Here is a 25065-nt window from a genome sequence, read left to right as displayed (position 1 = left end):
CAAAAGTGCTTAGTTATTTCGATTTTCCTTGGTTTGCCACGGCCTTGAGCGCCGCCTCGATGGCCGACTGGTCGCCCAGATAGTAGCTCTTGATTGGCTTGAGATCGGCGTCCAGCTCATAGACCAGCGGCTGGCCGTTGGGAATATTGAGGCCGACGATGTCGTTGTCGCTGATGCCGTCGAGATACTTGATCAGCGCGCGCAGGCTGTTGCCATGAGCCGAAATGATGATCCTCTTGCCGGCGCGGATGGCGGGCGCGATCGATTCGTTCCAGGCCGGCAGCACGCGCGCGACAGTGTCCTTGAGACATTCGGTCAGCGGGATTTCTTCGCGCTTGAGGCCGGCGTAGCGCGGATCGTTGTAGGACGCGCGCGGATCGTTCGGATCGAGTGGATTGGGTGGCGTGTCATAGCTGCGGCGCCAGATCAGCACTTGTTCTTCGCCGTACTGGGCGGCGGTTTCCGCCTTGTTCAAGCCCTGCAGCGCGCCGTAATGGCGCTCGTTCAGGCGCCAGTCGTGCTGCACCGGCAGCCACATCAGGTCCATTTCGTCGAGCGTGGTCCACAGGGTGCGGATGGCCCGCTTGAGCACCGAGGTGTACGCCAGGTCGAAGGTGAAACCGGCTTCCTTCAACAGCTTGCCGGCCTGCTTGGCCTCGGCCACGCCCTTTTCGGTCAGATCGACGTCAACCCAGCCGGTGAAACGGTTGGCGAGATTCCAGGTCGACTCGCCGTGACGCATGAAAACGATTTTATACATAGTGGAAATTGGAAGGGATGAGAAAATAGCAATTGAGAATCAAATAGCATGTCAGCTTCTATTTTATAATGCCGGGATTCAGTAAACCCATTGGGATCCCGTGAAATTCATCGTAGACAATATTTTTCTGATCGGCCTCGTCATCATTTCCGGTGGCGCGCTGCTGATTCCTTACCTGCAACAGCGCGGCAGCAAGCTGACCTTGCTGCAGGCCACACAACTGATCAATACCGGAAAAACCCTGGTGCTGGACGTGCGCGATGCGGAACAATTCGCCGCAGCCCACCTGCGCGACGCCCGTAACATCCCGCTCAAGGAATTGCCGCAACGCATTGCCGAGCTGGAGAAGTTCAAAGGCAAGAGCGTCATCGTGGTCTGCCAATCGGGTACCCAGACCGCCAAGGCCGAAGGCATCCTCAAGAAAGCCGGCTTCGCCGAAGTACATGGCCTGACCGGCGGCATCGCGGCATGGCAGGCACAAGGTCTGCCGACCGCGGGCCAGAAGGCGGCAAAATGACTGCGCGCGTCGTCATGTACAGCACAGCCGTCTGCCCGTACTGCATGATGGCTGAGCGCCTGCTCAAGAGCAAAGGCATTGAGGACATCGAAAAAATCCGCGTCGACCTCGATCCCCAGCAACGCGAGATCATGACGCAGAAGACCGGCCGCCGCACCGTGCCGCAGATTTATATCGGCGACACCCACGTCGGCGGCTTCGACGACCTCAGCGCGCTGGACCGCGCCGGCGAACTCGATCCCCTGCTGCAGGGCTGAACTTTTCACCTCTGTTTAAACCGTATTAATCCAACCTGAAACGAGAGCACTCCATGTCGGAAGAGAACCAACAAGCTGAACAGCAACCCGTATTCCAGATCCAACGCGTTTACCTGAAGGATCTGTCGCTGGAACAACCGAACTCCCCGGCGATCTTCCTGGAACAGGATGCGCCCGCAATCGAGGTATCGGTCGATGTCGGCGCCGAAGCGCTGGCCGACGGCATTTTCGAATCCACCGTCACCATTACCGTGACCGCCAAGGTCCAAGACAAGGTCGCCTTCCTGGTCGAAGGCAAGCAAGCCGGCATCTTCGAAGTGCGCAACGTTCCCGCCGAGCAACTGGACCCGCTGCTTGGTATCGGCTGCCCGAATATCATCTATCCTTACCTGCGCGCCAACATCGCCGATGTGATTACCCGCGCCGGTTTCCCGCCGATCCACCTGGCCGAGATCAACTTCGAAGTGTTCTACCAGCAACGCCTGCAAGCGTTGGCCGAACAGCAAACCGACGGCACTCTGGTCACCGGCACCACAACTGTCAACTGATTCTGCATTACCGCCGTATGCCGTCCGCCCTGGCGCGGACGCTGCGGCCGGCGCCTCACCCTGCGATCCGATGCTGCGCATGCCGACCACATGTCCGCACGCACGGCCTCAACCTCACCAGCGGAGCAAGTCCATGAAATTTTCCCGTCTCGTCCTTTCCGCTTTCGTGCTCGGCTCGGCCGTTGCAGTTCCCGCTTACGCGCTCGACTTCAAATCGGTCGGCGCGGCGCCGGCCATCCTGTACGACGCGCCATCAGAAAAGGGCCGCCGCGTCTTCGTCGCCCCGCGCGGCATGCCGGTCGAGGTCGTGCTGACGTACGGCGACTGGAGCAAGGTGCGCGACGCTGCCGGTACGCTGTCGTGGGTCATGTCCAAGTCGCTGGCGGCGAAACGCAATGTCGTCGTCAACGTCGCCAACGCAAAGATCCATGCGGCGGCCGACGACAACAGCGCGACAGTGTTCAGCGCCGACAAGAACGTGTTGCTGGAGCTGACGGATCCGACGCCGGTTTCCGGCTGGGTCAAGGTCAGGCATCGCGACGGCCAGAGCGGTTTCGTCAAGACGGCCGAGGTTTGGGGCGACTAAGCTCGCTCTTGGGCACATACTCAATCCATTCCCGCCTCCACCAGCGAACTTCTCATGAATATTTCCATACTTGGCGCCGGCGCCTGGGGCACCGCACTGGCCATCGTGCTGGCGGCGCGCCACAATGTCGTCCTGTGGGGCCGCAACAGCGAGGCCATCCAAGAGGTCGCCGTCCAGCGCGAGAACATGGCGTATCTGCGCGGCTTCCACTTGCCTGAATCGCTCAAGGTCACGGCCGACTTCGACCTGGCGGTGAATCACGTCGCGCAAAGTCCGGATGGACTCCTGATCGTCGCCTCCTCGGTGTCCGGGCTGCGCGCCGTGGCGGAAACCTTGCGCGGCCGCCATATCCCCAACATCGTCTGGCTGTGCAAGGGATTGGAAGAGCAAACCCGCCTGCTGCCGCACCAGATCGTGCGCGAAGTGCTGGGCGACGCCATTCCCGCCGGCGCCTTGTCGGGCCCGTCGTTCGCCCAGGAAGTGGCGCGCGGCCTGCCCTGCGCGCTCACTATCGCCAGCCGCGACAAGGCCTTGTGCGAACGCGTAGTGGCGGCCGTGCATGGCGGCAATCTGCGGGTATATTCAAGCGATGACCTGATCGGCGTGGAAATCGGCGGCGCAGTGAAGAACATCCTGGCCATCGCCACCGGTGCGGCCGACGGCCTGCAACTCGGCCTGAATGCGCGCGCCGCGCTGATCACGCGCGGCCTGGCGGAAATCAGCCGGCTCGGCATCGCGCTCGGCGGGCGGGCGGAAACCTTCATGGGTTTATCGGGCGTGGGAGATTTGATCCTGACCTGCACCGGCGACCTGTCGCGCAACCGCCGCGTCGGCCTTGGACTGGCGCAAGGCAAGAAGCTCGATGCCATCGTCGCCGAACTCGGCCACGTCGCCGAAGGCGTGCGTTGCGCGCAGGCGGTACGCTCGCTGGCGCGAGAGCTGAACGTCGATATGCCGATCACCAATGCGGTGGCCAGCGCTCTGTTCGATGGCATTTCCGTACAGGAAATGGTTGCGCGACTGCTATCGCGCGATCCACGCGAAGAAAACTAGAACCGAACAACTGCTGGAAAAAAGAGAGACTGAAAACAGGAGGCTGGCGAAAACTGCGCAAACCTCCGCTTCGGAAGCGTCTTAACGGGCGACGATGTCGCTCTCCATTTTGGGACGTTTGAAACGCTTGGGCGACTCGCCCTCGACGATGTCGTCGATCTGTTTGGGCAGCTTGTCGTACATGGAGCAGTCGTCTTCGCGTTCTTTCGCGCGAAACGATTTTCCTGCCTTGCTGAAACGGCTTTCCTTGCCGGAAAGCGCATATTGCTGGTGATGGCTGGCGCCGACCTTTGCGTTGCGTTCGATTGCTTGCATAACCCTATCCTTAACACGTCTTCTGACGTTTCCGTTCTTGGCATCTGGGGCAACAAAAAACGTCTTCAGTTGCCGCAGTTGCGCGTTTTTGGCGCGCTGTAAGACAAGTAACGCACCAAATTCGATTTGGAATACGCAGGAAACGCTTTTTTGTCAGGAATTAGCAAGAAAGAGGAAGGCCAGGCCATTTTCGCTGCATCGCAGCAATTACATAAAATCGATTATTTACAATGACTTAGAAATTATTTTTAGCCTTCAATTTATAAAACATACGCAGTAGCAGCAAGACCGAAACAATTGTTGCAAAAAGTATCGGCTGCGCCAGGAGGTTCTTGCCAGCCTTCATCCACCAGAAATGCAGAATACCCAGCGGCAAGATCGCATACATGAGACGGTGCAGCCATAGCCAGCGCCTGGCGCCCAGGCGACGCACCATGCCGTTGGTGCTGGTGGCTGCCAGCGGGATCAGCAGCACGAAGGCGCTGAAGCCGACCGTGATGAAAGGCCGCTTGAGGACGTCCGTCCACATCTCCACCACATCGAACCAGTGATCAAACCAGAAGAACGTCATGAAGTGCAGCGCCACGTAAAAGAACGAAAACAAGCCGAACATGCGGCGCAACCTGATCAGCCAGTTCCAGCCGGTCAGACGCCGCAGCGGCGTGACCGCCATCGTGATGCAAAGAAAATACAAGGTCCAGTCGCCGGTGTTGCGCGTAATGAATTCGATGGGATTGGCACCCAGCTTATCCAGAAAGCTGAACGCCGCCAGCCGCACAAACGGCAGCAAGGACAGCGCGAACAGAATGGCTTTGAGAATGCCGACCTGGCGCGGATTGAGGTTGCGCAGTGAATTCATCGGTCCGGCGTCAGAAATTTTTCTTATTCAGAGCCATGTCGGCAACCTCACCGATGAAGGCGCGCGCGGTGATTTCGGAAGACAGCGGCACGACGATACTGCGAATCTGGCGCTTGATGAACATGGACACTCCCTGGACAGCGAACGATAACGACCATTGGTCGCCTTGAGTCGCACCATCTTACAGAAGTTCACCGTTTTGATTTTTGCCGGACGATTTACCCGGCGACCAGCGCCTATTGCCTGACTGGGGACGACAAGTGTCCCGGCAATTCCGCCAGTTCGCGGATGACGTGCACGCCGTCAGGAAGCGTCAGCACGTGGCCTTCCGATTGCAACGCAAACACCGTCATGCCCGCCGCCAGTCCGGCTTTGACGCCAGGCAGGCTGTCCTCGACCACGGCACAGCGTTGCGGGTGGATGTCCAAGACCGCAGCCGCATGCAGGAAGAGACCCGGATCCGGCTTCCATTTCTGCACATCGTAGGCGCTGAAGATGCGACCGTCGAAATAAGGCAGCAAGCCGGTCACGCGCAGGCACAGTTCGATTTTTTCATGCGGCGCATTCGACGCCAGGCAGAACGGCACGGCCAGCGATTGCACCAGTTCCAGCGCACCGGCGATCGGCTGCAGGCGCTGGCGGAACATCTCGGCCATCAAGGCACGCAAATCGGTCACAAAGCTGGCCGGCAACGGACTCCCGGCCAGACGCTCGATTTCCGCCACGCAATCGGCCATGTTGACGCCTTTGAAGCGTTCCAGCGCCTCGGCGGCCGTGATGCTGACGCCGAACTGGGCGCTATGTTCGACCCAGGCATCGGCGGCGACGACTTCGCTGTCGACCAGCGTACCGTCGCAATCGAACAGGATCAGGTCGATCACCGGCAATGCGCTCACAGTTCGCCGTAGGAATGCAGGCCGGAGAGGAACATGTTGACGCCGAGGAAGGCAAACGTCGTCACCAGCAGGCCGACCAGCGCCCACCAGGCGGCGACCTGGCCGCGCAGGCCTTTCATCAGGCGCATGTGCAACCATGCGGCGTAATTGAGCCAGACGATCAGCGCCCAGGTTTCCTTGGGATCCCAGGACCAGTAGCCGCCCCAGGCTTCGGCTGCCCACAATGCGCCGAGGATGGTGGCGATCGTGAAGAAGGCGAAGCCGACGGCGATGGCCTTGTACATGACGTCGTCGAGCACTTCCAGCGACGGCAGGCGATCGACCAGGTAACCCTTGGATTTGAGCAGATAGGCCACGGCCACCATGGCCGCCAGCGCAAACGTGCCGTAACCGATGAAATTGGCCGGGACGTGGATCTTCATCCACCAGCTTTGCAGCGCCGGCACCAGCGGCTGGATTTCGGCGGCGTCGCGCGCCAGCGTGTACCACAGCAGGAAACCGACTGCGGCCGTGATCACCGGCAACACGAACGCACCCAATTGGCGGGTTTCGTAGCGCTCTTCGTAGTACAAATAGAACAGCGCCGTGATCATGCAGAACAGGATGAACACTTCATACAGGTTGGAAATCGGGATGTGGCCGATGTCGGCGCCGATCAGGTAGGACTCGTACCAGCGCACCAGCATGCCGGTAAAGCCCAGCACCACCGCCGCCCAGCACAGCTTGGAGCCGATCGCCGCGCCTGTACCCGAGCGCGCCGCCAGGCCGATCCAGTAGAACAGCGTCGACAACACGAACAAGGCGCTCATCCACAGGATCGCCGACTGGCTGGAGAGGAGGTATTTCAGGAAGAATTTCTTGTCGGCCATGTCCAGCGCGCCGCCGTACATGGCGATCGCCGACAGCGACAGCACCGCCAGCAAGGCCATCAGCCAGCGCACCTGCTTCCAGTGCCAGCCGAGCCAGGCGAAAGTCGGCGCCGCCAGCACCAGCACGGCTTTTTCATAATAGTCCATGTGGCTGCCGTAGCGGTTCAACGCAAACAGCGAGGCCGCGACCAATGCGGCGGCATAGATCCAGTCGAGCACGCCAAGGCGCTTGAAAAAGCCGATATCCTGCGAATAAGCGTGGGGTTGGCTCAATTCCATACGATCTCCAATTCAATCCCGAAGGCCTGCCGCGCGTCAACGCGTCCTGGCCCCTTCGACATCCTTCCCGTTTATGGCGCGGAAGATGTGTCGTCTCGGGCCTAAGCGATAAACGCCAAAGCCCGTCATTCCGGACGCTAGCTTACGCCGTTTGCGTCAGTTTCGCCTTGAGTAATTCGAATTCCTTGTCGAAATCCAACGTCTTGCGCTGAGAGCTCATGGCCATCAGCGAATGCGAGCCGCCGTCTTGCGGACGGATCCAGACCCACAGCCGGCGTTCACGGATGTATAACATCGAAAACACGCCCAGCACCAGGAACAGACAGCCCAGATAGACCACCTTCTTGCCCGGCGAACGCGTGACCTGGAACACCGACGCCTTGACCTCGTCGAAGCTGCTCAGTTGCAGGTACACCGGCGCATGGTAGAAACCGGCGTCAGCCATCGCATTGATCGCCAGTTGCAGGAAACGCGCATGCTTTTCGTCGGTCGCCGTCGGTTTCAGACCGGCCTGCTCGCGCGCCGCCTGCCACAATTCCCACATGCTGCCGTTAAGGATCTTCATGAAAATATCGGCGGCTTTTTCCTGCTCGGCGGCGGGGATTTTTTCGATGAAACGCGACACCGCGATATAACCGGAATCCTTGCCATCGCCGGCGAATATGCTCAGGCCGCGCAGCGCCGATTGCTGCACCTGCTCGCGCAATTGTTCGGAATTGGCGTTGGTGCCCTTCATCGCCTGGCGCGCATAACGCGCGGCCGCTTCCGCACGCAACGCCGGATTGGCCAGCGCGGCGCGCAAACGCATCCATTCGTTGACGCTATCGTCGTCGTCGGCCGGAATGCGCAGGTAACGGAACGGCTCGTCCGGCAGATCGCGTACGCCGGCCAGGAAGACATAGGCGCCGTCGACCTGCACCGACTGCATGTAATTCAGGAACTCGCGCGCTTGCCCGGTTTTGTCGCGCAACTTATATTGCACGCTCGGACCGACATTCTTCAGGTCCTTGCTATTGGCGTTCTTGGCGCCCGAACCGAGGTGCTTGTCGAGGCCGTCGGCGAACGTCTTGTTCAGGCTCTTGTTGACACTGCGCACATCCTGGCTGCCGCTGTTGTTCATGTTCTCGACATTGAAAGGCCGGAAGCCGGTCCATTCAACCGTGTAGTCGCTGTCCTTGGCCTGGGACAACGGCGTGCTGCCGTTGACTTCGCCGGCAATCCCGAAGGTCTTGTCCTCGGTGCCGGTCATCGCGTGTCCGGTCAGGCGCAGCTTGCTGCCGCCGTCCTCGAAGCTCGACTGGTACACGGCGATGCCCTCGTAAATCAGCGGCTCATTGACCTTGATCGTCGCCGGAAAAGCCTTGCCGGTGGCGTTGTCGCGCACGATTACGTCGCTCGCAAACAGCTTGGGCATGCCGGTCGAATAGTAGTCGATGACGAAGCGCTTCAACTGGATGGTGAACGGCAGGTCCTGGATCATCACGCCGTTTTGCTGCGGAATGATGGCGGTGCTGCTGCTCGCGCCTTCCGGGATCAGCGTATTGCCGCGGAAGGTCGGATTGCCCAATCCCAGGCGATGCCGTTCCGGGATTTGCGAAATGACGCCGTTGCCGGCAAACGGCGCCTTGCCGTAGAACCACTGCTGGAAGCGGATCGGCAAGTCGGAGTCGAGCAGGCCGCCGAGGCAGATGATGACGATGGCGCTGTGGGCGAAGATGTAGCCCCATTTGTTGGCTGCCCCCTTCTTGGCGGCGATCAGCGTGGCGCCGTCCTTCGCCACCAGTTTGACCTTGTAGCCGTTGGCGCCGATGCGTTGCGCGAGCTGCTGCGCCAGAGCGGCCACCGGCGCGGCGCTCGTCCATTCGGCCTTGTGGTGGAAATTGCGCAGCGATTGCTCGCGCACGTTTTCACGCCAGCTCCTGATGTCCTTGATCATCTTGGGGCCGTTGCGCGCGATGCACAGCGAGGTCGACAACACCAGGAAACCCATGATCAGCAAAAACCACCAGGCCGAATAGACGGCATACAAACCCACCTTGTTGAACACCTCGAACCAGAACGGCCCGAACTGATTGACATAGTTCGGCATCGGCTCGTTCTGCTTGAGCACGGTGCCGATGATGGACGCAATGGCGATCAGCGTGAGCAGGCTGATCGCAAAGCGCATCGACGAGAACAGCTCGACGATTTCGGCGACCCAGCGTTGTCGGGTCTTCAGTTGGATGCCTGCGGTACTGCCTGTCATAAGTGCTACCTTTGTCGATGCTGCTTGTGCAGTTTTTCAGCGTCTGCCCGCCGACACGATAGCGCGGCGAAAATGAAAAAGGGGCAGCTTCTCAGCCACCCCCTCCTCCAATGATTACTACAAATTGTTACTTCAAACCGGCGATGTAGTCTGCCACCGCCTTGATTTCCTTGTCCGACAAACGCTCCGCAATCGTGGTCATTTGCGGGCTGTTGGTGCGTACGCCGCCACGGAAATTGGTCAGTTCGATCACCGTGTAATCCTGGTGTTGGCCGGCCAGGCGCGGATACTGGGCCGGGATGCCGGCGCCGTTCGGACTATGGCAACCTGCACAGGCCGGCACATTCTTGGAGGCGATGCCGCCGCGCCAGATATGCTTGCCCAGCTCCAGGGTGTCCTTGTCCTTGGCTGCGCCCGGCTTCGGCGCTTGCGCGTTGAGGTAGGCGGCGATGTTCTTCACATCTTCGTCCGACAAGGCCTTGGCCAGCGGCGACATGATGGGGTTGTTGCGGTTCGGGGTGCGGAAATCGGTCAGTTGCTTGATGATGTAAGCGGTGTGCTGTCCGGCCAGACGCGGATTGGCTGTGATCGTCGAACTACCAGCCGCGCCGTGACAGGAAACGCAGGCGGTGATGTTGCGGGCGGCGTCGCCGTTGGTATAAAGCGCCTCGCCTTTGGCTGGATCGACCTTGGCGACAGGCTCGGGTTTGTTTTCTTCGGCTGCATAAGCGGTGGCGGAAAATGCCAGCGCTGCAATGAACAAGGATTTCAACAACGGCGAAAAGGCACGATTCATTCAAACACCCTGAGACTTGATTGTGATAATAAATTGCCAGGTTGGCGACGATTCCTCTTTCCCTATCTTTTCATGAGAACGCCTGAAAAGTGTTTCCCTCGGCACAACACAACAAGAGATAACCCCTTATTGTACAATAGCTTTTCGGCATTTTTGCCCACTTTCAATGCATTTCCTCCTACTATGTCCCAACTTTGGCAAGCCCGCTTCTTCACCACGGTGAATCATCTCCGTGATTTGCCAAACACTCAGGTACCCGAGATCGCCTTCGCCGGCCGCTCCAATGCTGGCAAATCCACGGCCATCAATATCCTGTGCAATCAAAAAAAGTTGGCATTTGCATCGAAAACGCCGGGACGGACACAGCATATCAATTATTTCTCGATCGGCGGAGCTCATGTAGGACAGCATCGCAAAGATGAGACAAAAGTCGAGGAAATCCGTGCCTTGCTGGTGGATTTGCCCGGCTATGGCTACGCCGAAGTGTCGGGTTCGGCCAAATTGCACTGGCAGGAACTGCTCGGCGAGTATGTTCGCCACCGCGAGCAGTTGGTGGCGCTGGTGATGATCATCGATGCGCGCCGGCCGTTTACCGACCTCGACATCCAGATGGTGGAATGGTTTGCGCCCACCGGCAAGCCGCTGCATTGCATCCTCAGCAAGGCCGACAAACTCAACCGCAACGAAGCAACCAATGCGTTGCGCCAGGCGCGCACCTTCCTGGCCAGCTACGTGGACCAAGACGGCAAGCCGTTTCCGTTTACGGCGCAATTGTTTTCGGCATTGAAGCGCACCGGCCTAGACGAAGCGAACGACAAAATTCTGGAATTGGCGGGATTGTCGAAGGAAGAACCTGCTGCGGAGAACGAGACAGGGCGCGATGAAGAAGACCGCACCGAAAAGTGAGAAAAAAGTAAGTGTCAGATATAAAAATGCCCTGGAAGGGGGGAAACCTTTCCAGGGCGAACGCCTATCGTTTGCACGATGAGCCCCGCTCAGGGAGGGAAGGGGAAGCGGGAGGCAACATACATTGCCTATGCGTAAGAACCCCGACCCCGGGAAAAGTTTCAGGAGGCGAATGGATTTTTTAATTATCGTTTTTTAACTATTTTTTAATTGAAATTGTTCAAATTTATCCGCAATTAAAACGCGTTTACAACATACTGAAGACAAGGCGGCGCATGCCCTTGTCATCGGACGTTGTCGCCTCTTCATGCGATTTAGCGAGCCTCTACCACTATGTCATCGTCTCTCAAGTCTGCCCAGTTTCCTGCCATCCGTATGCGCCGCATGCGCAAAGATGCTTTTTCCCGCGCCATGATGCAGGAAAATGTCATCACGCCATCCGACCTGATCTATCCCGTCTTCATCCAGGAGGGCCAAAATCTGCGCACGCCGGTCGGCTCGCTGCCGGGTGTCGAACGCCTGTCGGTCGACCAGTTGCTGCATGTCGCCGAAGACACGGTGGCCCTCGGCATTCCGGTACTGGCCTTGTTCCCGGTCATCGATCCTGCACTGAAAACACCTGACGGTATTGAAGCCGCCAATCCCGATGGCTTGGTGCCGCGCGCCGTCGCCGCACTCAAGCAACGCTTCCCCGAACTCGGCATTCTCACCGACGTCGCGCTCGATCCCTACACTAGCCACGGCCAGGACGGCGTGCTGGACGACAACGGTTACGTCCTCAACGACGAAACCACCGCTTTACTCGTCAAGCAAGCACTGACCCAGGCGCAAGCCGGCGTCGACATCGTGGCGCCGTCGGACATGATGGATGGTCGCATCGGCGCCATCCGCAACGCATTGGAGGCGCAGCAATTCATCTACACGCGCATCATGGCCTACTCGGCCAAATATGCGTCGGCGTTTTACGGCCCGTTCCGCGATGCGGTAGGCTCGGCCGCCAACCTCGGCAAGGGCAGCAAAAGCACCTATCAGATGGATCCGGCCAACAGCGATGAAGCGCTGCGCGAAGTGGCGCTGGATCTGGAAGAAGGCGCCGACATGGTGATGGTCAAACCCGGTATGCCCTACCTCGACATCGTGCGCCGCGTGAAGGACGAATTCAAGGTGCCGACCTTCGCTTACCAAGTCAGCGGCGAATACGCCATGATCAAGGCCGCCGCGCAAAACGGCTGGCTCGACCACGACAAGTCAATGATGGAAGCGATGATGGCCTTCAAGCGCGCCGGCGCCGACGGCGTGCTGACCTACTTCGCGCGCGATATCGCACGCTACCTGAAGAAATAAACTCGCCGGCGTCGCCGTCACGGCGACGCCAACCGATGCCGAAGACGGGCGCTTCTTCGCCCGGAGCATCGTCTGATGCCACGCGCCTGGCGCCCGAAAATCCGAATCCACATAAAAAAAGCGCATCCCGGCCGAGGCCAGGATGCGCTGAAATGCATCGGCTTGCGCCGACTTCTGCTCAGAAGCTTTACAGTGTTAATTCTGTTGGCGCGTTCACTTCCACAAAGAACACTTCGACTCCGCCTTGGTCATGTACGCCTGATCGCCGGGAATCGTCTGCACCAGCTTGTAGTAGTCCCAGGGGCGCTTGGATTCGGACGGTTTCTTGACTTCCATCAGGTACATGTCGTGCACCATGCGGCCGTCCGGACGCACCACGCCGTTGGCGGTGAAAAAGTCGTTGATCTTGTTCTTGCGCAGGTAGTCCATCACCTTGTCGGCATCGGTGCCGCCGACCGCCTTGACCGCCTTCAGATACTGGCCCACGGCCGATGCGTCGCCTGCCTGGAACATCGTCGGCATCTTCTTCATCTTGCTGAAGTAGCGATTGCCCCATGCGCGCGACTGGTCATTGAGGTCCCAGTACCAGCCGTCCGTCAGGTACATGCCCTGTGTGACTTGCAAACCCAGCGAGTGCGTATCGGTGATGAAGATCAGCAGGCCCGCCAGCTTCATCGTTTTGTTCACGCCGAATTCATTGGCCGCCTTGATGGCGTTGATCACGTCGCCGCCCGCCACCGCCAGACCCAGGATTTGCGCCTTGGAGGATTGCGCTTGCAGCAGGAAGGACGAGAAGTCGGACGTTGCCAATGGCGCGCGCACCTGGCCCACGACAGTGCCGCCGCCGGCCTTCACCACATCGCTGGTGTCTTTTTCAAGCGATGTGCCGAACGCGTAATCGGCCGTCACGAAGTACCACGACTTGCCGCCTTGCTTGGTGATCGCAGCACCGGTGCCACGCGCCAGCGCAGTGGTGTCGTAGGCGTACTGGATGGTGTAGGCATTGCATTCCTCATTGGTCTGGCGCGTGGTGCCGGCGCCGACCGAGATGAAGACCTTTTTCTTTTCGCCGGCGACTTTTCCCAGAGCCAGGCTGGCTGCCGAGTTCACGCCGCCGATCAGCACGTCGACGCCGTCGCGGTCAAACCATTCGCGCGCCTTGTTGGCGGCGATGTCGGCCTTGTTCTGGTGGTCGGCGAAAACGAATTCAACCTTCTTGCCATTGACGGTGCCGCCGGCATCGGCGATCGCCATCTTGATCGCTTCGACGCCGCCCTGACCGTCCATGTCGGCATAGGTGCCGGACAGGTCGGTGATGAAACCGATTTTGATGGTGTCGCCGGCTGCGTATGCATTGCCGGCAAAAGCGCCGCACATGGCGGCGGACAGCGCTGCCAGTTTCAGGTATTTCTTCAAATGCGTCTCCTCTGTTGTTATATAGTCTTGCCGCGGCGCGCAGCATCATGAAAAACTGCGTCGCCGCCTCCCTCGTCGTTACCTCAAATCACTGCATTACATTGCTCGCGGATCGTTCACCGCCTTAGTCGTCTGCTCGCCGTCAACCAGGCGCAGCAGCCCGAGCGGATTGGCGTTTTGCAGCGCCGCCGGCAGCAATTCATCCGGATAGTTCTGATAGCAGATCGGCCGCAAGAAACGATCGATCGCCAGCGTCCCGACCGAGGTGCCGCGCGCATCGGACGTGGCCGGATACGGACCGCCGTGCACCATCGCATCACAGACTTCGACGCCGGTCGGGAAGCCGTTGACCAGCAGGCGGCCGACCTTCTGTTCGAGCAGCGCGATCAGGTCCCGGTGCGCGCGCAGGTCGTCCGGCTGCGCCTGCAAAGTCGCGGTCAGTTGGCCGTGCATGTTGAGGGCGAAGTCAATCAGTTGTTCGCGGCTTTCCAGTTCGACGATCACGGTCGCCGGGCCGAACACTTCTTCTTCCAGCGGCGCATCCTTGTTGAACAGCAGCGACGCGTCCGCTTTGAACAGGTGCGAAACCGCTTGAGTATCGCTGGCGCCGCCGGTTGCCACTGCGGTCACTCCCGGCAATTGCTTCAGGCGTTGCACACCGTTGCAGTAAGTATTGAAACCGGCGCTGTTGAGCAAGGTCTGCGGCGCTTGTGCAGCCATCGCTTCACGCAACTGCTCGATGAACCTGGTCAGTTCGGGCGAGCGCACGCCGAGCAGCAGGCCCGGGTTGGTGCATAGCTGACCGCCGCCAACCACGACCGAAGCGATCAGGTCGCGCGCGATAGCGTCGCCGCGCGTCGCCAATGCCTGCGGTAGCAGGATGATCGGATTGATGCTCGACATTTCGGCAAACACCGGAATCGGTTGCGGACGTGCCGCCGCCATATCGCACAAGGCGCGGCCGCCGCGCAGCGAGCCGGTGAAACCGACCGCCTGGATGCCGGCGCTCTTGACCAGTTGCGCGCCGACGCGGTCGCCGTAGATCATGTTGAACGTGCCGGCCGGCACGCCACTGCGCTTGACTGCGCGTTCGATGGCGTCAGCCACCAGTTCGGAGGTGATCAGATGGCCGCTGTGCGCCTTGAACACGACCGGGCAGCCAGCAGCCAGCGCCGCTGCGGTATCGCCGCCGGCAACCGAGAACGCCAGCGGAAAATTGCTGGCGCCGAACACGGCGACCGGGCCGACGCCGATGCGGTATTGGCGCAGGTCGGGGCGCGGCAGCGGCTGGCGTTGTGGCAAGGCAGTGTCGATGCGCGCACCGTAAAAATCGCCGCGGCGCAGGACCTTGGCGAACAGGCGCATCTGGTTGCTGGTGCGGCTGCGCTCACCTTGCAGGCGTCCGGCAGGCAAGGCCGTTTCGCGCGACACTTCAGCGATGAAATCGTCGCCGAGCGCGTCGATTTCTTCAGCGATGGTGTCGAGAAATTTGGCGCGCATTTCGGCCGACAAGGCGCGATACGTCGGGTACGCCGCGCTGGCGGCGTCGACCGCAGCATTGACTTCCGCTTCCGTCGCTGTCAGGAACGGTACGGCATGCGCCTCGCCGGTCGCCGCTGCGATGCTGAGCAACTTGACGTTGCCCTCGCCGCTGCGTCCGCCGCCGATATAGTTATGTCCGAGCAGAGTCATTTTTATAATTCTCCTGTTTACATCGATTGAGTGAGCATACGAGCGTAGTCGTCTTCCGACGCCACGCGCGGATTGGTTTTGTGGCTATGATCTGCCAATGCGCCCTTGACGATCTTCGGAAACATGTCGACGGTGACGCCGAGTTCCGCCAGGCCGCTCGGCAGTCCGAGGCGCTTGCTCATCTTCTTGATGGCGGCGCCGATGTCGGCTTCGTTCGCCAATCCCATGGCGTGCGCAACGCGCGCCAGTTTCTTTTCCTTCACGACCGAATCCGAATCCTTGTTGAATTCGATGATGGCCGGCAGGAAAATGGCGTTCAGGGTGCCGTGGTGCAGACGCGGGTTGATGCCGCCCAGCGAGTGGCTCAGGCTATGCACGCAACCGAGACCCTTCTGGAATGCCATGGCACCTTGCATCGATGCGCTCATCATGTTCAGGCGCGCTTCGCGGTCATGCGGTTCCTTCGTCGCGCGCTCGATGTGCGCCCACGCGCGCCACAGACCGTCCAGTGCGATGCCGTCGGCCGGAGGATTGAACGACGGCGCCATGAAGGTTTCGAGGCAATGGGCAATGGCGTCCATGCCGGTGGCGGCGGTCATCATTGCCGGCAAGTCCAGCGTCAGTTCCGGATCGCAGATCGCCAGGCGCGGCACCAAGTAAGGCGACAATACGCCGACCTTGCGGCCGTCGTCGAGAATCAGGATGGCACCCCGCCCGACTTCGCTGCCGGTGCCGGCGGTGGTCGGGATGGCGATCACCGGCGCCGTCTTGGCGGTGATGTTGGCCAGGCCGCCCTCGATCAGCGCGAAGGACTTCAACGGCCCTTCATGCGTGCCGCATACGGCCACGCCCTTGGCAAGGTCGATCGACGAACCGCCGCCGACGGCGATGATGCCGTCGCAAGCACCGTCGCGGAACATCTTGACCGCGGCGCGCACGGCGCTTTCATTCGGATTGGGAGGAGTCTGGTCGAACACGGCGACCTGCGCGCCGTCGTTGAGCTGCGCGAGCACCTTGTCGAGGATGCCGGCGTTGCGGATGCCCATGTCGGTGACGATCAGCGGTTTGCGGATGCCGATGCGGTCGCATTCCTGCTGCAGCAGCGCCAGCGCGCCGTAGTCGAATTGAACCTGAGTAATGTAGTTAATCAGCGCCATCGTACATAGCCTTAAAGTTATAGATATACTTGCGATGCATCTTGAGACTGACTAGGGTTGGCTGTCTCCAAACGCCTTAACAATGAGATTTTTCCCTTGCGATACAAGCTTTAGAGGCAAAACTGTATGCCAATCGACAGTCTTTGCCTAATGAGAGCTATTGATACAGCTATAACTTTTTGTCATACAAATGATCCCTTCCCTCAGTTCCATCACCTCCCGCCTGCATCTCAAGCAATTGCGTCTGCTGATCGCCCTGGCCGACCACGGCTCGCTATTGAAGGCGGCGGAGCAGGTTGCCCTGACGCAACCTGGCGCCAGCAAGGCTTTGCAAGAAATCGAGACGACCTTGGGCGCGCAATTGTTCGTGCGCACCAACCGCGGACTGGAAGCGACCGACCTCGGCCATTGCGTGATCCGTTATGCGCGCCTGATCCAGACCGACCTGGCGCATCTGCGCGAAGATATGATCGGGATCATGCAAGGCCACGGCGGCAGATTGGCGCTCGGCGTGATCATGGGTGCGGTGCCGTTGCTGACCGACGCCCTGACTCGGCTGTTGGAGAAGCGCCCCGCCCTGTCGGTGGAGATCGTCGAGGACACCAGCGCGCGCCTGCTGCGCCTGCTCGACCAGGGCAGGCTCGACATGGCGATCTGCCGCACCAGCATCAGCCAGCAGCCGCACCTGTACGACAGCATCAACATCCACAATGAAAAGCTGGCGGTGGTCGCCAACATCCATCATCCGCTGGCGCAACAAGACAGACTGCAACTGGGAGATCTGGCGGACTCGCGCTGGGTCGTGTATTCGGCCAACATGCCGATGCGGCTTTTGCTGGAGCGCGAATTCCATGAAGCCAACCTGCGCTTCCCCCTGCATTTGCTGGAAACCACTTCGGCCTTCACCACCTTATCGTTATTGCAACGAAATCCTTCCTTCGTGGCGCTGATGTCGGTCGACGTGGCGCAGTTCTGCACGCGCTTCGGCATGACCGCGATCCTGCCGCTGGCACTGCAATCGCGCAGCGAGCCGTATCAGTTGGTGACGCGCCACGGCAGCATGCGCTCATCGGTGGCACAACTGTTCATCGATGAGTTCGCCGAAGTTCCACCGGAAATGGCGTAATCCCGCCCATAAAAAAAGCGCTCCGGCGAAGAGCGCTTTTGATATTGCAGAAACCGTCGGCTTACTTGTTCGGCTGCGGCGTGATGCGCAGGTAAGGGCGTGGCGCGGTGTAGCCCTTCGGATATTTTTGCTTGATGACTTCTTCATCCTTGACCGACAACGGGATGATGACGTCGTCGCCGTCTTTCCAGTTGCCCGGCGTGGCGACGGTGTAGCCGTCGGTCAGTTGCAGCGCATCCAGCACGCGCAGCACTTCGTCGAAATTACGGCCGGTGCTCATCGGGTAAGTGATGATCAGGCGCACCTTCTTCTTCGGATCGATGATGAAGAGCGAACGCACAGTCGCGGTTTCCGACTGGTTCGGATGGATCATGTCGTACAGGCCGGCGACTTTTTTGTCGACGTCGGCGACGATGGGGAAACCGACCACGGTCTTTTGCGTGTCTTCGATATCCTTGATCCATTGGGTATGCGCTTCGGCGCCGTCGACCGACAAGGCGATGGCCTTGACATTGCGCTTGTCGAATTCAGGTTTGAGCTTGGCCGTCAGGCCCAGCTCGGTAGTGCAGACCGGCGTAAAGTCGGCCGGGTGCGAAAACAGGACAACCCAGGAGTCGCCCGCCCATTCGTGGAACTTGATTTTGCCGATGGAGGAATCTTGCTCGAAATCCGGCGCAGTGTCGCCCAAACGTAGTGTCATCTCAGTCTCCTTGGTAACAAAATTCAGGACGTCTACTATAACGTCCGCGACATCCCGATCCAACAACTATTAACGAGTAACCAAATAACGTCTGGCTATGACGCTGCCGCGCCGGCTTAAGTTCAGACTTGCGGCAAGGCAAGCAACGGCCGCATCCGATGTAATCGTTCCCGGACTTGCCAATTCTTCATCGCGCAGGTGGAGTATGCCTGTGGCCGAACTACGGCTGCACGGCCTGCAGGCTTTGCAGGAACTGATCGGCGTCCTGATAGCCGATCACGCGCTTGCCGGGCAACTCGCGGCCTTGCGCGTCGAACAGGATGATGCCCGGCGGCCCGAACAACTGGAAGCGCTTGAGCATGGCCTTGTCATCGGCGTTGTTGGCGGTGACGTCGATCTGGAGAAGTACCATGTGCGAAAATTTTTCGCGCACGCGCGCATCGGTGAAGGTGAATTTTTCCATTTCCTTGCACGAAACGCACCAGTCGGCGTAGAAGTCCAGCATGGCCGGCTTGCCGCCGGTTTGCGCCAATGCCGCATCGAGTTCGGCTATCGACCGGACGCGCACAAAATCGGTATGCCTGGCCTGACGCGCGCCACCGAGCTGCGACAACGGCGCCAGTGCATCGCGGCCGCCGGTGGCTACATTGAGGAGTTGCAACAGGCCCAGCGCTGCGAACATGAGGCCAAAGGCGCGCGAGACCCAGTGCCCGCGTTTGTTCCACAGCAGATATGCGCCGTAAGCGATGCCGAGCGCAGCCCAACCTGCCACGAACAACCACGCCGGGATCACGGGCGAGATCATCCACAAGGCAGTCGCCAGCATTGCGACGCCGAAGAAGCGCTTGACCGATTCCATCCATCCGCCCGCACGCGGCAGCAAGACGCCGGCCGACGCACCGATGATCAACAAAGGCACGCTCATGCCGACCGCCATGGCGAACAGAGCGCTGCCGCCGAGCACGACATCGCGTGTCTGACTGATGTAGAGCAGTGCGCCGGCCAGCGGCGCGGCGACGCAAGGACCGACGATCAGCGCCGAAATGGCGCCCATGACAAAGACGCCTAGCAGCTTGCCGCCGCCCTGCTTTTCCGATGCCTGCATGAGTTTCGATTGCAGCGCCGCCGGCACCTGCAACTGATAGAAATCGAACATCGACAGCGACAGGCCCACCATCAGCAAGGCGAACAGCGTCAACACCCACGGATTCTGCAAGGCCGCCGAGAGACCTTCCCCGACCAGCCCGGCAGCGATGCCCAGCGCGGTGTACACCAATGCCATGCCGAGCGCATAATCGGCCGACAGCAGAAAACCGCGCCCGCGGCTGGATCGCGCGCCCTCGCCGACGATGATGGACGACAGAATCGGCACCATCGGCAGCACGCACGGCGTAAACGACAGGCCGATGCCGAGCAGGAAGAACAGCGACAGGATGGTCAGCAATTTGCCGCTCTTGAGCGCGGCGGAAATCCGGTCCATGTCGGAACCGCCGGCAGCAGCATTATCGGCTCCAGCGGTACCGGCATAAACCACCTTGCCAATGGCCTCCGGCGACATGCCGGCGAGCGTGTCCATGGGCGGATAGCACAGGCCTTTATCAGCGCATCCCTGCGCCGTCGACGTCAGCCTGAAGGCGCCTGTCGCCTCGACCGGAATGCGTATGCTGACATTGTTGCGATAGGTCTCCACTTCCTTCTGGAAGTTTTCGTCGTATTTGACTTTGCCATGCGGAAAATCCGGTTGCCCAAGCGCAGCGCCGTCGGCCTTGAAGTGAAAGCGGTCGCGGTACATGTAATAACCGTCGGCAATCGCGTAATTGATTTCCACGGTCTTGGCATCGACCATCTTCGCCGAGAATTGAAAGGCGGCTTCCGGCGCCAGGTAGTCCTCGGCCTGCGCGAGCATCGGCATGATCGAACCCGCGAGCAGCAACGCCGCCAGCCAGTGCGTCACTAACAAGCCGTTGCGGACAACGACCAACAAACGCTTAAACATTCAACTCTTTCCCGGTTTCTGCAACAATCCAATTCAGATAGGCTGGCAGCCCGGCCGCAATCGGCAACGCTATCACTTCCGGCACATCATAGGGATGCACCTCCACGATTGCCGCTTCGAGTTCGACATAGCGCGCCTGCGTGCTCTTGATCATGAGGGTAAGCTCTGTCGCATGCTCGACCACTCCTTGCCATCGATATACCGACTGTATCGCAGGCATGATATTGACGCAGGCCGCCAGCCTCCGCTCCACCAAAGTCTGCGCAAGCGATCTGGCCAGCTCCGCGTCCGGCACGTTGGTCAATACGATCAGGGCTTGCTCCATCATATTTCTCCAGACTCATTCGCAGGCGTCGTTCAGAAACGCCTGCGCGTAAAAATCATCGCGACGTAAAATCCCGCGCAGCAATAGAACGCCAGTATTGCCAGGTCCAGCAGCGGCGCCTGCGGCCAGCCGCCCAGCACGAGCGGACGCACCAGGTTGACCGCGGCGCTCAGCGGCAGAAATTGCGACACCAGTTGCAGCCACGACGGCAACTGTGCAACCGGATAATACACGCCGGACAGGAACACCATCGGCGTCAGTATCAGGGTGAAATAGTAGGTGAAGAAATCATAACCCTTGGCCAGCGCATTCATGACCAGCCCCAGCGCCGCGAACGTCATCCCGCTCAGGAACAGCACCGGCAGCACCAGCAAGACTTGCGGGTGCAGGCCGATGCCGAGCGCGAACATCACGCAAAGAATAGCGACGCCGCTGAACAGCGACTTGGTGGCGCTCCACAGCAGCTCGGCCAGGACGATATCGTCAAGCGCGAGCGGCGCATTCATCAGCGCATCCCAGGTGCGCTGCACACTCATGCGTGAATAGGCCGAATAGAGCGCCTCGAACGAGGACGCCATCATTACCGACATGCAGATCGATCCCGATGCAAGGTAATGGATGTAGGGAATCCCGTTGATTTCCTTGAGCATGCTGCCGAGGCCGTAGCCGAAGGCGATCAGCGTGATGAGCGGTTCAGCGATGTTGCCGATGATGCTGGCGGCCATCAGCTTCTTCCAGACCAGGAAGTTGCGGCGCCAGATCGGATAGAAGCGCAGCGAAAATACCGGGGGTGCGTAGAAGGTGGTCATGTCGGTTTCCCTGTCCTTAATCGCGCATTTCGCGGCCGGTGAGCTTGAGGAACAGATCTTCCAGATTGGCCGGCCGGTGCATATAGCGCACGCCATGCGCGTGCTGCAAGGTTGCCAGCAACGATTTGGCGTCGTTGGTATAGCAGAATACCGTCTCCCCGCTGTATTCGACGCGGGAGGCATGCGTCCTGCCGTGCTGTTCGACCCACGCTCTGGCGTTCTCGCCATAGATTTCGATGACCTCGGCTTCGATGTGCTGCGCAATCAGTTGTTGCGGCGATCCTTCGGCAATCATCTTGCCGTGGTCGATCACTGCGAGCCGGTCGCACAGACGCTCTGCCTCGTCCATGAAGTGGGTGGTGAGCAGGATCGTCTTGCCGCGTACGAGCAGGCTTTTGAGGCGCTCCCAGATCATGTGCCGGGCCTGCGGATCGAGACCGGTGGTGGGCTCGTCCATGAAGATCAGATCGGGATCGTTGACCAGCGCACGCGCCAGCGTCAACCGGCGCTTCATGCCGCCGGACAGCTCGGCGATGCGCGCGTCCTTCCTGGCGGTCAGATTGGCGAACTCAAGCAATTCTGGAATGCGCTGCGCCATCACGGCGTCGGCGATGCCGAAGTAGCGCGCAAACACCAGCAGATTCTCCTGCACGGTAAAGTCGGGATCCAGATTATCCGCCTGCGGCACTACGCCGACGCGCATACGCGCGGCGCGCGCGTCATCGGGAATGGCCTTCCCACCGAGCCGGATCTCGCCGCTGTCGGGTACCGCTAGGCCGAGGCACAGGCGCAGCGTGGTGGTCTTCCCCGCGCCGTTGGGACCGAGCAGTCCGTAGCATTCGCCGGGACGTAGTGCGAAGGACAAGTCGTCAATGATGACCGCCCGCGCGGCGCCGACGCCGAAGGCCTTATGGAGCTTGCTGACGGAAAGAATAGGTGTCTCTGTCATGGTATCCCTGTCATGCCTGCCGACGGCAGGTTGATCTGTTTCCCTTGTTTCGGCGAATCAGATCTACATCAATCCGGATCGTGCAGGTTGCCACATTGTGTCGCACGCGTCACCTTCTTGCTGGCCTTCGCAATCGACAATCTGTTCAGGACTAACCGTCACTGGCCGCAAATGCGCGGTATTGTCTACCGCTGAAATGCAAAAAGCCAGGCATGGCCTGGCTCTTTTTTTCATCGTGCTTGACGCGATGTCAGCATGCAGCGGTGATTACTCAACGCTTGGCGCTTCTTCGGAGGCATCCGGACGATCAACCAATTCAACGAAAGCCATCGGTGCGTTGTCGCCGACGCGGAAACCCATTTTCAGGATACGCAGGTAGCCGCCGTTACGCGCAGCGTAGCGTGGACCCAGTTCGGAGAACAGCTTGCCGACGATTTCACGATCACGCAGACGGGAGAATGCCAGACGCTTGTTGGCCAGTGTATCGGTCTTGCCCAGAGTCAGGATAGGCTCGACGACGCGGCGCAGTTCCTTGGCTTTTGGCAAAGTGGTCTTGATGGCTTCATGGCGCAGCAGGGAGACTGTCATGTTGCGCAGCATCGCCAGACGATGCGAGGAAGTACGATTCAGTTTACGGAGACCGTGACGGTGACGCATGATATTTCCTTTCAGATTACAGTTTTAATCCAGTTCTTCTATCGGCAGTGTCTAGTTGCCGCGGACCGGTAGCGATTGGGTTATTGCCTGTTGCCAGGCCTGATTGCTTCTACTTCTACGACTGATTCTCTACTGCCTTGCTTTGCATGGCAGGAGGCTGAAACCAGCACTGCCCGCCACCATTGCATGATTACTTTTCCAGGCCGGCTGGCGGCCAGTTTTCCAGCTTCATGCCCAGGGTCAGACCGCGGGATGCCAGCACTTCCTTGATTTCGTTCAGGGACTTGCGGCCCAGGTTCGGGGTCTTCAGCAGTTCATTCTCGCTACGTTGGATCAAATCGCCAATGTAGTAGATGTTTTCTGCCTTCAGGCAGTTTGCCGAACGGACGGTCAGTTCCAGATCGTCAACCGGACGCAGCAGGATAGGATCGACTTGCGGTGCGCGCGACGGTGCTTCGGCAGTCGCTTCGGTGCCTTCCAGAGCAGCGAACACGTTCAGTTGGTCAACCAGGACGCGCGCCGATTGACGGATCGCCTCTTCCGGCGTGATTACGCCGTTGGTTTCGATGTTGATGACCAGCTTGTCCAGATCGGTACGCTGTTCCACACGTGCCGATTCGACAGCATAGGACACGCGACGCACCGGCGAGAACGACGCATCCAAGATGATGCGACCGATGGTCTTGTTGGCGTCTTCGCTCAGACGGCGAACGTTGCCCGGTACATAGCCGCGGCCCTTTTCGACCTTGATCTGCATGTCCAGCTTGCCGCCGGCTGTCAGGTTGGCGATGACGTGATCCGGATTGATCAGCTCGACATCGTGCGGCAAATCGATATCCGACGCCAACACTACGCCTTCGCCTTCTTTCTTCAGGGTCAGATTGACTTCGTCGCGGTTGTGCAACTTGAAAACCACGCCCTTCAGGTTCAGCAGGATATCAACGACGTCTTCCTGCACGCCGTCGAGGGAAGAATACTCATGTACGACGCCAGCGATAGTGACTTCGGTCGGTGCGTAGCCGGTCATCGACGACAACAGAACGCGGCGCAGCGCGTTGCCCAGGGTGTGGCCATAACCACGTTCGAACGGCTCCATCACGACCTTTGCGTGACCCGCGCCAAGCGCTTCAACTTCGATAATACGTGGCTTCAACAAACTATTTTGCATGAAATGTCCTTTTCAATACCCTCGGCTCGTTACACCGATAAGGCTGATGGCATGTCGGAAAAACGCCCACCAAAAGGTGGGCAGGGAGAAAATCCGGGTGCGGATTAACGCGAATACAATTCGACGATCAGCGATTCGTTGACGTCGTTGGCGATTTCGTTACGGTCCGGGGAAGTCTTGTAAGTGCCTTCGAACTTCTTGGCATCGACGGAAACCCACGATGGGAAACCGGATTGCTCAGCCAGCGACAGGGCTTCGGCGATACGCACTTGCTTCTTGGCCTTTTCGCGGATGGCAACGATGTCGCCGGCCTTGACCTGGTACGAAGCGATATTGACGACGATACCGTTGACGGTGAGTGCTTTGTGGGAAACCAGTTGACGCGCTTCGGCGCGAGTCGAACCGAAACCCATACGGTAAACAACGTTGTCCAGACGAGCTTCCAGCAGCTTCAACAGCGTTTCGCCGGTATTGCCCTTGCGGCGATCCGCTTCGGCAAAGTAACGGCGGAATTGACGCTCGAGGATGCCGTACATGCGCTTGACCTTTTGCTTTTCGCGCAACTGGTTGCCGTAGTCGGAAGTACGCGCACCGGAAGTACGGCCATGTTGACCTGGCTTGGAATCCAGTTTGCACTTGGAATCCAGCGAGCGACGTGCGCTCTTCAGGAACAGGTCGGTGCCTTCACGGCGAGAAAGTTTTGCTTTTGGTCCGATATAACGTGCCACGATGTTTCCTTTAATAAATGACGTCCCAGGCCATCGCTGGTCTGAACGCTAGTTTGATCTGCCTGCTATCAAACAGTGGTCTTAAGAACAAAACCCGCCAAGGTCATTGGCG

26 protein-coding genes are annotated in these 25065 nt (G+C 59.4%); 8 read left to right on the top strand and 18 right to left on the bottom strand.

Features of this window, described 5'->3' with window-relative positions; translation table 11 throughout:
* Positions 1-13: 13 nt before the first annotated feature.
* Positions 14-760: a 2,3-diphosphoglycerate-dependent phosphoglycerate mutase gene (gene gpmA / locus RV1423_RS24920; RefSeq protein ID WP_034302903.1), complete on the bottom strand. Its 747-nt coding sequence runs from the start codon at positions 758-760 to the stop codon at positions 14-16.
* A 100-nt stretch (positions 761-860) separates the two neighbouring features.
* On the opposite strand from gpmA, the gene RV1423_RS24915 reads away from it, so the two are divergent.
* The 5 genes from RV1423_RS24915 (at position 861) to RV1423_RS24895 (ending at position 3721) form a co-directional block, all read left to right on the top strand.
* A complete protein-coding gene (locus RV1423_RS24915; protein WP_034302901.1) occupies positions 861-1277 on the top strand; it encodes a rhodanese-like domain-containing protein in 417 nt (138 codons plus the stop codon).
* Positions 1274-1534, top strand: coding sequence for a glutaredoxin 3 (grxC, locus tag RV1423_RS24910; RefSeq protein WP_034302899.1), 261 nt, complete (start codon positions 1274-1276; stop codon positions 1532-1534). Before RV1423_RS24915 ends, grxC begins: the two co-directional genes overlap by 4 nt.
* A 53-nt stretch (positions 1535-1587) precedes the next feature.
* Positions 1588-2082 (top strand): protein-export chaperone SecB, encoded by a 495-nt coding sequence (gene secB / locus RV1423_RS24905; RefSeq protein WP_034302896.1) that lies wholly within the window; start codon positions 1588-1590, stop codon positions 2080-2082.
* 133 nt (positions 2083-2215) lie between these two features.
* Positions 2216-2668, top strand: coding sequence for an SH3 domain-containing protein (locus tag RV1423_RS24900; RefSeq protein ID WP_034302894.1), 453 nt, complete (start codon positions 2216-2218; stop codon positions 2666-2668).
* Positions 2669-2722: 54 nt separating this feature from the next.
* Positions 2723-3721, top strand: coding sequence for an NAD(P)H-dependent glycerol-3-phosphate dehydrogenase (locus RV1423_RS24895; protein ID WP_034302892.1), 999 nt, complete (start codon positions 2723-2725; stop codon positions 3719-3721).
* Positions 3722-3802: 81 nt separating this feature from the next.
* On the opposite strand, the gene RV1423_RS24890 is transcribed toward RV1423_RS24895, so the two are convergent.
* The 6 genes from RV1423_RS24890 to RV1423_RS24865 all read right to left on the bottom strand — a co-directional run bounded on the left by RV1423_RS24890 (position 3803) and on the right by RV1423_RS24865 (position 9980).
* Positions 3803-4036, bottom strand: a complete 234-nt coding sequence (locus RV1423_RS24890) for a hypothetical protein (RefSeq protein WP_034302889.1) — start codon at positions 4034-4036, stop codon at positions 3803-3805.
* Positions 4037-4271: 235 nt separating this feature from the next.
* Positions 4272-4895, bottom strand: coding sequence for a sulfite oxidase heme-binding subunit YedZ (locus tag RV1423_RS24885; RefSeq protein WP_034302887.1), 624 nt, complete (start codon positions 4893-4895; stop codon positions 4272-4274).
* 236 nt (positions 4896-5131) lie between these two features.
* Positions 5132-5791: an HAD family phosphatase gene (locus RV1423_RS24880; RefSeq protein WP_034302885.1), complete on the bottom strand. Its 660-nt coding sequence runs from the start codon at positions 5789-5791 to the stop codon at positions 5132-5134.
* Complete coding sequence (gene ccsB / locus RV1423_RS24875; RefSeq protein WP_034302883.1) at positions 5788-6939, bottom strand: c-type cytochrome biogenesis protein CcsB; 1152 nt, start codon at positions 6937-6939, stop codon at positions 5788-5790. The genes RV1423_RS24880 and ccsB overlap by 4 nt, the downstream gene beginning before the upstream one ends.
* A gap of 142 nt (positions 6940-7081) precedes the next feature.
* Positions 7082-9184, bottom strand: coding sequence for a cytochrome c biogenesis protein ResB (locus RV1423_RS24870; RefSeq protein WP_034302881.1), 2103 nt, complete (start codon positions 9182-9184; stop codon positions 7082-7084).
* A 127-nt stretch (positions 9185-9311) separates the two neighbouring features.
* Entirely contained in the window at positions 9312-9980 is a 669-nt protein-coding gene (locus RV1423_RS24865; RefSeq protein ID WP_034302879.1) for a cytochrome c, read from the bottom strand.
* Positions 9981-10163: 183 nt separating this feature from the next.
* Between RV1423_RS24865 and yihA the strand changes: the two genes are divergently transcribed.
* Together yihA and hemB are read left to right on the top strand one after the other, a co-directional pair.
* Entirely contained in the window at positions 10164-10886 is a 723-nt protein-coding gene (yihA, locus tag RV1423_RS24860) for a ribosome biogenesis GTP-binding protein YihA/YsxC (protein WP_034302877.1), read from the top strand.
* Positions 10887-11219: 333 nt separating this feature from the next.
* On the top strand, positions 11220-12230 hold the full coding sequence (gene hemB, locus RV1423_RS24855; protein WP_034302875.1) for a porphobilinogen synthase: 1011 nt from the start codon (positions 11220-11222) through the stop codon (positions 12228-12230).
* Between the two features lie 213 nt (positions 12231-12443).
* On the opposite strand, the gene RV1423_RS24850 is transcribed toward hemB, so the two are convergent.
* The 3 genes from RV1423_RS24850 to RV1423_RS24840 all read right to left on the bottom strand — a co-directional run bounded on the left by RV1423_RS24850 (position 12444) and on the right by RV1423_RS24840 (position 16495).
* The gene (locus RV1423_RS24850; protein WP_373419981.1) at positions 12444-13607 is read right to left on the bottom strand and encodes an ABC transporter substrate-binding protein; all 1164 of its coding nucleotides are present in this window, start codon (positions 13605-13607) and stop codon (positions 12444-12446) included.
* Positions 13608-13742: 135 nt separating this feature from the next.
* Complete coding sequence (locus RV1423_RS24845) at positions 13743-15338, bottom strand: aldehyde dehydrogenase (NADP(+)) (RefSeq protein ID WP_034302872.1); 1596 nt, start codon at positions 15336-15338, stop codon at positions 13743-13745.
* 17 nt (positions 15339-15355) lie between these two features.
* The gene (locus RV1423_RS24840) at positions 15356-16495 is read right to left on the bottom strand and encodes an iron-containing alcohol dehydrogenase (protein WP_034302870.1); all 1140 of its coding nucleotides are present in this window, start codon (positions 16493-16495) and stop codon (positions 15356-15358) included.
* A 190-nt stretch (positions 16496-16685) separates the two neighbouring features.
* Between RV1423_RS24840 and RV1423_RS24835 the strand changes: the two genes are divergently transcribed.
* Positions 16686-17621, top strand: a complete 936-nt coding sequence (locus RV1423_RS24835) for a LysR family transcriptional regulator (protein ID WP_034302867.1) — start codon at positions 16686-16688, stop codon at positions 17619-17621.
* A gap of 61 nt (positions 17622-17682) precedes the next feature.
* Here the strand turns inward: RV1423_RS24835 and RV1423_RS24830 are convergent, their stop codons facing one another.
* The 8 genes from RV1423_RS24830 to rpsD all read right to left on the bottom strand — a co-directional run bounded on the left by RV1423_RS24830 (position 17683) and on the right by rpsD (position 24953).
* Positions 17683-18321, bottom strand: a complete 639-nt coding sequence (locus RV1423_RS24830) for a peroxiredoxin (RefSeq protein ID WP_034302865.1) — start codon at positions 18319-18321, stop codon at positions 17683-17685.
* A 220-nt stretch (positions 18322-18541) separates the two neighbouring features.
* A complete protein-coding gene (gene dsbD / locus RV1423_RS24825) occupies positions 18542-20317 on the bottom strand; it encodes a protein-disulfide reductase DsbD (RefSeq protein ID WP_034302863.1) in 1776 nt (591 codons plus the stop codon).
* Positions 20310-20642, bottom strand: coding sequence for a divalent-cation tolerance protein CutA (gene cutA / locus RV1423_RS24820; protein ID WP_034302861.1), 333 nt, complete (start codon positions 20640-20642; stop codon positions 20310-20312). Before cutA ends, dsbD begins: the two co-directional genes overlap by 8 nt.
* A 32-nt stretch (positions 20643-20674) precedes the next feature.
* The gene (locus tag RV1423_RS24815) at positions 20675-21451 is read right to left on the bottom strand and encodes an ABC transporter permease (protein ID WP_034302859.1); all 777 of its coding nucleotides are present in this window, start codon (positions 21449-21451) and stop codon (positions 20675-20677) included.
* A 16-nt stretch (positions 21452-21467) separates the two neighbouring features.
* Entirely contained in the window at positions 21468-22400 is a 933-nt protein-coding gene (locus RV1423_RS24810; RefSeq protein ID WP_034302857.1) for an ATP-binding cassette domain-containing protein, read from the bottom strand.
* 267 nt (positions 22401-22667) lie between these two features.
* Positions 22668-23057 (bottom strand): 50S ribosomal protein L17, encoded by a 390-nt coding sequence (gene rplQ / locus RV1423_RS24805; RefSeq protein WP_034302855.1) that lies wholly within the window; start codon positions 23055-23057, stop codon positions 22668-22670.
* Positions 23058-23247: 190 nt separating this feature from the next.
* Positions 23248-24225 (bottom strand): DNA-directed RNA polymerase subunit alpha, encoded by a 978-nt coding sequence (locus RV1423_RS24800; protein ID WP_034302854.1) that lies wholly within the window; start codon positions 24223-24225, stop codon positions 23248-23250.
* A 104-nt stretch (positions 24226-24329) separates the two neighbouring features.
* Entirely contained in the window at positions 24330-24953 is a 624-nt protein-coding gene (rpsD, locus tag RV1423_RS24795; RefSeq protein ID WP_034302853.1) for a 30S ribosomal protein S4, read from the bottom strand.
* Between the last annotated feature and the right edge of the window lie 112 nt (positions 24954-25065).

Origin of the sequence: Herbaspirillum sp. RV1423 (assembly GCF_000577615.1) — a bacterium.
In the GTDB taxonomy this organism is placed as follows: Bacteria; Pseudomonadota; Gammaproteobacteria; order Burkholderiales; family Burkholderiaceae_D; genus Herbaspirillum.
This window is presented reverse-complemented; position numbering and strand designations above follow the sequence as displayed.